The 7,638-nt window shown below is 63.0% G+C and carries 9 protein-coding genes; 8 read left to right on the top strand and 1 reads right to left on the bottom strand.

Annotated features, from left to right (window positions below):
- The first annotated feature begins 716 nt into the window (after window positions 1–716).
- The 4 genes from ASF71_RS25875 to ASF71_RS16640 all read left to right on the top strand — a co-directional run bounded on the left by ASF71_RS25875 (window position 717) and on the right by ASF71_RS16640 (window position 2,778).
- The gene (locus ASF71_RS25875; RefSeq protein WP_082506131.1) at window positions 717–1,100 is read left to right on the top strand and encodes a tail fiber protein; all 384 of its coding nucleotides are present in this window, start codon (window positions 717–719) and stop codon (window positions 1,098–1,100) included.
- A gap of 1 nt (window position 1,101) precedes the next feature.
- A complete protein-coding gene (locus ASF71_RS16650; RefSeq protein WP_056302328.1) occupies window positions 1,102–1,617 on the top strand; it encodes a phage tail protein in 516 nt (171 codons plus the stop codon).
- A gap of 51 nt (window positions 1,618–1,668) precedes the next feature.
- Window positions 1,669–2,184 (top strand): phage tail protein, encoded by a 516-nt coding sequence (locus ASF71_RS16645; protein WP_056302327.1) that lies wholly within the window; start codon window positions 1,669–1,671, stop codon window positions 2,182–2,184.
- A gap of 144 nt (window positions 2,185–2,328) precedes the next feature.
- The gene (locus ASF71_RS16640; RefSeq protein WP_056302326.1) at window positions 2,329–2,778 is read left to right on the top strand and encodes a GNAT family N-acetyltransferase; all 450 of its coding nucleotides are present in this window, start codon (window positions 2,329–2,331) and stop codon (window positions 2,776–2,778) included.
- Between the two features lie 69 nt (window positions 2,779–2,847).
- On the opposite strand, the gene ASF71_RS24120 is transcribed toward ASF71_RS16640, so the two are convergent.
- Window positions 2,848–3,216, bottom strand: a complete 369-nt coding sequence (locus ASF71_RS24120; RefSeq protein WP_156372926.1) for a hypothetical protein — start codon at window positions 3,214–3,216, stop codon at window positions 2,848–2,850.
- 715 nt (window positions 3,217–3,931) lie between these two features.
- Between ASF71_RS24120 and ASF71_RS16630 the strand changes: the two genes are divergently transcribed.
- The 4 genes from ASF71_RS16630 (at window position 3,932) to ASF71_RS16620 (ending at window position 7,399) form a co-directional block, all read left to right on the top strand.
- Entirely contained in the window at window positions 3,932–4,621 is a 690-nt protein-coding gene (locus tag ASF71_RS16630) for a hypothetical protein (RefSeq protein WP_056302324.1), read from the top strand.
- 30 nt (window positions 4,622–4,651) lie between these two features.
- Window positions 4,652–4,819 (top strand): hypothetical protein, encoded by a 168-nt coding sequence (locus ASF71_RS24805; RefSeq protein WP_200939731.1) that lies wholly within the window; start codon window positions 4,652–4,654, stop codon window positions 4,817–4,819.
- A 52-nt stretch (window positions 4,820–4,871) separates the two neighbouring features.
- Window positions 4,872–5,555 carry an MIP/aquaporin family protein gene (locus ASF71_RS16625; RefSeq protein WP_056302323.1) on the top strand — a complete coding sequence of 228 codons (684 nt, stop codon included), beginning with the start codon at window positions 4,872–4,874 and terminating at the stop codon, window positions 5,553–5,555.
- Window positions 5,556–5,758: 203 nt separating this feature from the next.
- Window positions 5,759–7,399, top strand: a complete 1,641-nt coding sequence (locus ASF71_RS16620) for a PRC-barrel domain-containing protein (protein WP_056302322.1) — start codon at window positions 5,759–5,761, stop codon at window positions 7,397–7,399.
- Window positions 7,400–7,638 lie beyond the last annotated feature (239 nt).

The following is a 7,638-nucleotide window of genomic DNA, read 5'->3' as shown; positions in this document are numbered from 1 at the left end:
CCCAGCCGGTGCTTTCCCCGGGGGGAGAAGACCTGCAGGTGTTCTCGGAGAACGACGTCCTGCCGGCCAATTTCTCCAGAAACGGCGCGCCCACCACCTACCAGGCCCTGGGGGTGACGACCGTTCTGCCCTACGGCTTCACCGTGCATACCCCGGCGGGCAGCCGGACCCTCCCGGCCAGTCCGGCCGCAGGGGTCTACAGCGGCCGGGTCACCCTCTCGGTCAAGCTGCCCCTGCAGGCTACCTCGGCCGCCGATCCGTGGGCCTTCCGCATGAGCTTTCTGGTCATTGAGGACAGCGTGACCGCCGTCACCCAGTCTCTGGAGGAGCAGGCGCTCGGCAACACCGGGGTCAGNCGGCCGCCGATCCGTGGGCCTTCCGCATGAGCTTTCTGGTCATTGAGGACAGCGTGACCGCCGTCACCCAGTCTCTGGAGGAGCAGGCGCTCGGCAACACCGGGGTCAGCACCCGCGCCTCCGCTGTAGGCGCCACCGTTCTCAACGTATTGCCGGGCACCACCCTCACGGCGGGCCCAGCAGGAACGACCCTGCGCAGGATCTGTCAGGTCCGCACGGCCGGCGCGGCCGGTGAGACTGGGGCGGCCTACCTTGTCAATTCCTGCCCCTGAATTTGGTGGCGTCAGCCCCCGTCTACGGAAAGCCTTTCTCCGGCTTTTTGCCCGAGGAGAACACCATGAGTGACGAAGTTCATCCGTCGTGGGGACGACTTACGGCGGTAACGGGGTCACAACGTTCGCTCTGCCCAATCTTCAGACACGTGTGCCGCTGGGAATGGGGACAGCACCTTACGCGCTAGGGCAAACGGGTGAAGAAGCCGTCCACGCCTTGACGACCCCGGAAATGCCTTCGCACAGTCATGTTCTGACCGGCAGTACCGGAGCCGCAGCAGCCCTTGGACCGGCGAACAACCTCCTGGCCGCTCCAACAGCTGGGAATGTGTACGGTGCGGGGACAGATGTTTCGCTTTCTCCTGAGAGCGTCTCGTTCGCGGGGAGTGGCCAGGGGCACGAGAACATGCCGCCCTACCTCGTCATCAACTTCATGATCGCCCTGGTGGGCATCTTCCCTCAGAGGTCCTGAAATGAGTGATCCCTATATCGGTGAAATTCGGATGTTCGGTGGGAACTTCGCGCCTGAAGGGTGGCAACTGTGCGATGGCAGTCTCTTGTCGATCAGTGACAACGCGACGCTGTACAACCTGTTGGGCACGACCTACGGAGGAGACGGTCTGAATACTTTCGGCGTCCCCGACCTCCGGGGCCGGTGGCCGGTCAACCAAGGTGTGCTGTCTGGTGCGAGCATGGCGTTAGGGCAGTCCGGTGGGAGCGAAAATGTGACCCTGAACCCAGAGCAGCTGCCGGCCCATACCCACGCTTTGAAGGCCACAGCCGCTCCAGCGACGACGGCGAAGTCTGCGGGTGGAACGTTGGCGCAGACCACAGCGACCTCACTGTATCTGGATGACGATCCGAATGTTTCCCTGCTCTCCTCAGCTTTAGGGATGACGGGTGGAACTCAGCCCCACGAGAACCGGTCGCCCTACCTGCCCGTCAATTTCATCATCTCGCTGTACGGCATCTACCCGAGCCCCGCCTGACTTGCCCTCAGCAACGAAGCAGTCGTGACACAAAACTAGAGAGGAGAAGACATGGACGCTTTTCTTGGTGAGATTCGAATGTTTTCAGGCAACTATGCACCTCAAAACTGGGCGCTTTGCTACGGACAACTGCTCAGTGTCCAGCAGAACACGGCTCTGTTCTCACTGCTGGGCGTAACCTACGGTGGAGATGGCCGCTCCACGTTTGCTCTACCCGATCTACGTGGGCGCACGCCTATCCAGCAAGGGCAGGGACCAGGCCGCTCCGCTTACTTCCTGGGGGGGGCTGGTGGTGAATCCTCGGTGGCACTCAATACTCAGCAGATGGCGTCTCACATGCACTTTGTGCGTGCAGCCAGTGATATCGGCGAGAGCAGCAGTCCTACTGGAAAGGTGCTGGCCCGGAGCAGTGAGGGTGCGGTGTACGGACCTGCCCTCTCGATCAGCCCCATGGCGTCGGCTGCGGTCGAGACTACGGGTGAGGGTCAGGCACACAACAACTTGCCCCCCTTTCAGGTGATCAACTTTATTATCGCACTGCAGGGGATCTATCCCACGCGTCCGTAATGTGTTGCACCTACAGCTCTCCAGCGACCAGGGCTTCTGAAATGTCGGAACTCCCGGCCAATCTCATCCCTTCTGGCAGCCTGCAGCGGCCGCTCGCCCAGACCCAGGAGGCCCCCCGCAGCGGATGGCAGAACACGTTCCTGCATGGTTGAGCGCCTGCCCTGGACCCTGCGGGACGCGGAGGAAGGAGACCTGTCTTTCCTCCGGCTCCTGTATGGCTCGGTTCGTCAGGACCTCCAGAGCTTTCCCGATGCAATGCGGGAGCCTCTGCTTGAACTTCAGTTTCAAGCGCAGCGCCGGGGCTATGGTGCGCAGTATCCACTCCTGACGGCGAGGTTGGAGGCCGATCTGGTCTTGGTGGACTTCAGTCTCCTGCCGGACTGGCGAGGGCGGGGGATCGGTGGGGCGGTCCTCCAGACCCTTCAGACCCGTGCCCGAGCAGCGTCCTGCGACATACGGCTTCAGGTGGCCAAGGACAATTCCGCCCTTCACCTGTATGTCCGTCATGGTTTTGAAATCTGCGCCGGCGACGATCTCCGCTACGCCATGCGTTGGGACGGGAACCCCGAGGGTTCGAACGAAAGTCCCAACTAAGCTGAGGCTTCCGTTCAGAAGCAAGAGTGGCTGATGCCGGGACAGGGGTCCAGGGTTGCGGAGCTGCTCTCAGGCGTCGGCGTCCACCAGGGCGGGGGCTGCCCGGTCCTGGCTGGAAGAAATCAGTTCTTGGAGAGAAGTGTGGGGTACATTCGGTCTGACGCCGTTAGGAGCGTGGGTGGCTGAAGCTGCGGCACGACACCGAGTGTGTTCTTCACACGCCTCGTAAAAGCGATGTTCCAGATCAGGGAGTTCGCTCAGGTGACGCTGGATCTCCTGAAGACAGGTGGACGAGAGGGGATCGCCAGGCGGCGTGCCCAGGTCCGGAACGAGGAACTGAAGTTTCTGGAGCTCCCGGATCAGCAGGATTCGCTGGGCGAGGCTACGGCAGCAGAGCTCCAGGGCGAGCAGGGTCTGGGCTGTCGGATCGTGGGACATCGCTCTCCAGGCCGGTTCAGGGCGGGGGATCACTCGCCCTGAGGGCGGTGGGATTGCGGCCCCTGGCAACGTGGCTCTGTGGCTCTGGCTGCGGGGTACGGCAGCAGTCTAGGAAGAGGCCCATTACCCGGCCGTAATCTCCAGGCTCTTTTGCTTGGCCGCGTTCCTGAAGTTGGCCTGTCAGGTCAGGAGGAAGGACCGCACGGTGCAGGGAGTCGGTGTCTTGTCGCGGTCTGGACTACCGTTAAGTTGATGTTCATAGCTCCTGTCTTCTGCCCTGTTTGGTGAGGAGGGGTCTTCACCGATGGACAGCCCAGGCGTACTGGAAGGCCAGTTTCGTTTCACCCTTTCGGTCAACTTGCGTCGGCATCGACTGTCTTTGATCGGAGGCAAACGCTGATTTTCCCAGGTTTGGCTGTCCTTGTCTGCGCCGCTGAGTGGGGCGCACCTCCTGCGTGAACCGCAAATGAATACAGGTTCTTTATTCGACATTGAAGGAGTCGGGCGCATGAAGAGGCTTTATCCACCTCTCAAGGTGCAGCCGGTATCAGGCCACAAGCTGAAACAGCGGTCAGTTACCGAGCAGTCGGCGGTCGCCGGCAGCTTTCACCCCACAGACCCCGTCCCTCCCCCGCCAGAGTCCTCCGTTGTCGGAGGCCTTTTCGCCTTACTGCGGAAATTTCAGATTTCCAGAGATTATAAAGGAGAGCCCAAGATGAGTCAGCTCAGCGAGCAGTTGCACGACCTTCAGGACAGCGTTCACCAGGCCCAGCACCACCTCCAGCACCGACTGACGGTCGGTGCTGCCAAGGGCGCCCTCAAGACCCAGGCCACCCTCGCCGCCACGCTCGCCCGGCAGCAGAAGGACCTGCACCGCCTCGAAGCGCAGGTCGAGCGCCTCCGGCATGAACGCTCCGGGGGCGGGTTTCCCTGGGGCCTGATTCTGCTGGCCGGCGGAGCCTACGCGCTGTACCGGAGTAGTCCGGGCTTCCGCGAGCAGGTACAGGGCGTGGTGAAGGGGTTCATTCCCGGGATCGAAGGGAACCTGGCGCGGGCTGGGGACGCGGCGAAGGATGCGGCGCAGGACGTGCTGCAAGGGGAAGATCCCAGAGCAGCGCTACGGGACGCGGGCCAGGAACTGCGTCGTGCGGGCGAGAAGGCGGCGGATCAGGCAGGCGACAAGTTGCGCGACCTGAAGGACCAGGCCACAGACGGGGCCCACGATCTCAAACGCGACGCCCAGCGTGTCGGCAACGACCTGCACCGTAGCGCCGGGAAGGCTGCCGACCAGACCGGAGACAAGCTCAGCGACCTGAAGGACCAGGCCAGGGATGGCCTGCAGGACCTGAAGCAGAACGTGCAGCGTGCCGCCGACGATGTCCGTAGCGATCTGCGCCGTTCCTGAGCCTTTTTTCTTCCTACTGAGGAGTGTCCTATGACCCGTCTGAACAAACCGCAGAGCAAGCTCACCTGGCTGTGGATCGTTGTCGCCGTTCTCGTCTTGATCGGTATCGTGCTGGCCCTAGAATACTTCAACGTCGTTCATCTGGGCTTTGTGCGCTCCATCGGCGAACTTCTGCGTCTGTTCCGGCCCAATGGCTGAGTCAGTGCTCTCTCTCACGGGCCCCTGTGATGTCCGGGCCAGGAGTTAGAGCATGATCAGTGCTCCCAATCTATCCCGGCGCTTCGTTGCCGAGGTCGTAGGCACCTTCTTTCTCGTCGTGGCCGCCCTCCTCTCGCCTTCAGGTCTGACCTTCGCTCTTGTCGGCGCCGTACTTCTGGTCATGGTTATCGCTCTGGGGCAGGTCTCGGGTTCGCATCTCAACCCGGCCGTCACCCTCGGTCTCGTGGTCGCCCGCCTTTTTCCCTGGCGAGAAGGCCTCGTGTACTTCGTCGCTCAGGTGCTTGGGGCATTCCTGGCCCTGGGATTTGGCCAACTCGTCGACCGCCGGCTTCCGGTTGCGGGGTCTCACGCCAACGCCGTGTGGTTCGAGTCGCTCGGCACGGCGCTGCTCGTGTTCGTGGTCGTCCGGATCGTGATGGCGAAGGCTGCTCCCACAGCGAGTGCGCTGGCCATCGGTCTCGCCCTAACGGTGGGAATCGCCATCGCCGGTCCGAGCAGCGGCGGCGTTCTCAACCCCGCCATCGCACTCGTTCTCCTAACAGGAGACCTGCTGAAGGGATCGCTTCTTGCCAATCTCGTCTACTTCGCGGCGCCGCTGGTCGCCGGCGCGCTGGCGGCTCTCCTTGCGCGCGCCCTCGCCCCGGTCGGGGTGGAGGAACACGACCGCCAGCAGGTGACTGCCCGGCCCAGTGCCGAAGCCCAGTCGTTGCCCTAGGGCTGGGGAGTGTCTGTTTCACTCCCGCCCCGTCTGGCCTGAAGCTGCGCTTGATAGCTCGTCGGGCTCGGGGCGACCCAGATCTCGGGACTCGACGATTAACCAGACTTGGTTGCCGTACTGCATCCCCCATATCCCGGTTTTACTGACCCCTTCCCATGCAATCTCTTTCATCCGGGCTTTTGGTGCCCGCCGGAGTTCCTATGATCAAAGGTAAAGACGTTCTGAACCGCAGCATCGTCGCCCTCAGCACCGGCGAGAAAGTCGAGCGCGTATACGACATCATCTTCGACCGTCAGGCCAACGAGGTCCTGGGGCTGCTCGTGGACGAGGGAGGCTGGTTTAGTACCGCAAAGGTCGTGCCATTCAACCGTATTCACAGCATCGGTGAGGACGCTGTCATGATCGGCTCTCCTGAAGAGGTCAGCACCACCCGTGAGGACCGCCGCCTTCAGGAAGCGTTGGACAACAAGATCAGTCTGGCGGGTCTGACCCTCCTGACGACCGACGGACAGAACCTGGGCCGCATTGCCGACGTCTTTTTCGACGAGGAGACTGGCCGTGTGGAGGGCTATGAGGCGACCGGGGGACTATTCTCCGACCTGAGCAACGGCCGTTCCTTTGTGCCCGCCCCGGAGCGTATACAGATTGGTACGGGTACCGCCATCGTGCCCGTCACGGTCGCGCAGGCCATGGAGGAACAGGAGGAGGGCGGCCTCAAAGGGGCTCTGAATAGTGCTGGGCAGAGCATCAGTGAGGCGTATCAGAACGCTGCCGACAATGTGCAGGGCGCCTACGAAAACATCGCGGAGGCGACCCGTGAACGTCAGAAGGAATATGTGGTTGGCAAGACCGCGGGCGGCGACATCACCACTGCCGACGGGCACGTGATTGTCGCCCGGGGTGAGACGATCACGGGAGCGCATGCTGAGGAGGCCGAGGCTGCTGGCAAGCTCGTCGCGCTCGCCACCGCTGCGACGGGCGGTGCCCTCGCCGACTCGTACGGCGGCGCCCGGGACCGCGTACAAGAGACCTACGAAGACGTGCGCGGCGCGACCGCCGAACGTCAGAAGGCGTACGTCGTCGGCAAGACGGCCAGAAGTGAAGTCACCACTGAGACGGGCGAAGTCATCGTGTCTGCCGGGGCAACGATCACCCGTGTCCAGGCCGAACGGGCCGAGCAGGCGGGCCGTCTGGCCGCCCTGACGGCCACGGCGACGGGGGGGGCGATTCAGGACTCCATGAACGGTCTGCGCCAGTCGCCCGACTCTCAGAGCCCGGAAGCCGCTCTGGGCCGCCGCGTGAAAACCGATGTGCGTGCCCCGGGTGGCAGTCTGGTCGCGGCGACGGGACAGATCGTCACGCCGGCCATCCTCGAACGTGCAGAGCGCCTTGGGGTGCAACAGGCTCTGGTGGACGCGGCGAAGGGTGGAACTGGGCTTGGTACGGGGAACGTGAGTGCCGTGGGCCAGAGTGTCGGGCACGTGAGCGAGAGTGCTGGCAACCTACTCGACCGCGCCCGGCACTGGCTGGACGACAAACGTGAACAGGCCGAGCAGGCCCTTGAACAGCAGCAGCAGGAGATCCGGGAGCGTCAGGTCCGGGAAGCGCTGGGCCGTCCGGTGACCCGCGTCATCCTCGCGCCGGATGACAGTGTCCTTCTGAATATTGGCGAGATCGTCACCCACAGGGCCGTGCAGGCCGCGCGCGATCACGGCATGCTCGATATTCTGGTGGATAGCGTGGACAAGGATACCCCCGACATCGACCCCCTGGCCAGTCGTCCCGCTACGACCGGCAGGGTGGCTCTGGAAAGCCAATCTGCTCCAGTCGATCCCGGCTAGGTGACAAGCCTTCATCCCCCGAAGGGCGAAGTACCTTCGGCGACGCCGCCTATTATGGCCGACGATCGCGTGAGCTGAGCTACGTGGGACTGCCCCAGGCTTCTGTAGATAAGAGCGTCAGCGCGTAAAGCCAGGGGAAGCTCAGGAGTTGCACCTGCATAAGACGAAAAAAGCGCTCCCAGACGCGAGAGTCTGGGAGTGTCGAAGTCACAGCCTCTCTGGGAGCGTGCCCGCATTCT

The organism is Deinococcus sp. Leaf326, from assembly GCF_001424185.1.
In the GTDB taxonomy this organism is placed as follows: Bacteria; Deinococcota; Deinococci; order Deinococcales; family Deinococcaceae; genus Deinococcus.
Note: the sequence above shows the minus strand (reverse complement) of the source record. Positions and strands in the feature narration are given on the sequence as shown.

Bases quoted from the DNA above. Each gene is read 5' to 3' on its own strand.
- ASF71_RS16650 (WP_056302328.1), top strand. From the start codon at position 1,102: ATGAGTGATCCCTATATCGGTGAAATTCGGATGTTCGGTGGGAACTTC.
- ASF71_RS16645 (WP_056302327.1), top strand. From the start codon at position 1,669: ATGGACGCTTTTCTTGGTGAGATTCGAATGTTTTCAGGCAACTATGCA.
- ASF71_RS16640 (WP_056302326.1), top strand. From the start codon at position 2,329: ATGGTTGAGCGCCTGCCCTGGACCCTGCGGGACGCGGAGGAAGGAGAC.
- ASF71_RS24120 (WP_156372926.1), bottom strand. From the start codon at position 3,216: ATGTCCCACGATCCGACAGCCCAGACCCTGCTCGCCCTGGAGCTCTGC.
- ASF71_RS16630 (WP_056302324.1), top strand. From the start codon at position 3,932: ATGAGTCAGCTCAGCGAGCAGTTGCACGACCTTCAGGACAGCGTTCAC.
- ASF71_RS24805 (WP_200939731.1), top strand. From the start codon at position 4,652: ATGACCCGTCTGAACAAACCGCAGAGCAAGCTCACCTGGCTGTGGATC.
- ASF71_RS16625 (WP_056302323.1), top strand. From the start codon at position 4,872: ATGATCAGTGCTCCCAATCTATCCCGGCGCTTCGTTGCCGAGGTCGTA.
- ASF71_RS16620 (WP_056302322.1), top strand. From the start codon at position 5,759: ATGATCAAAGGTAAAGACGTTCTGAACCGCAGCATCGTCGCCCTCAGC.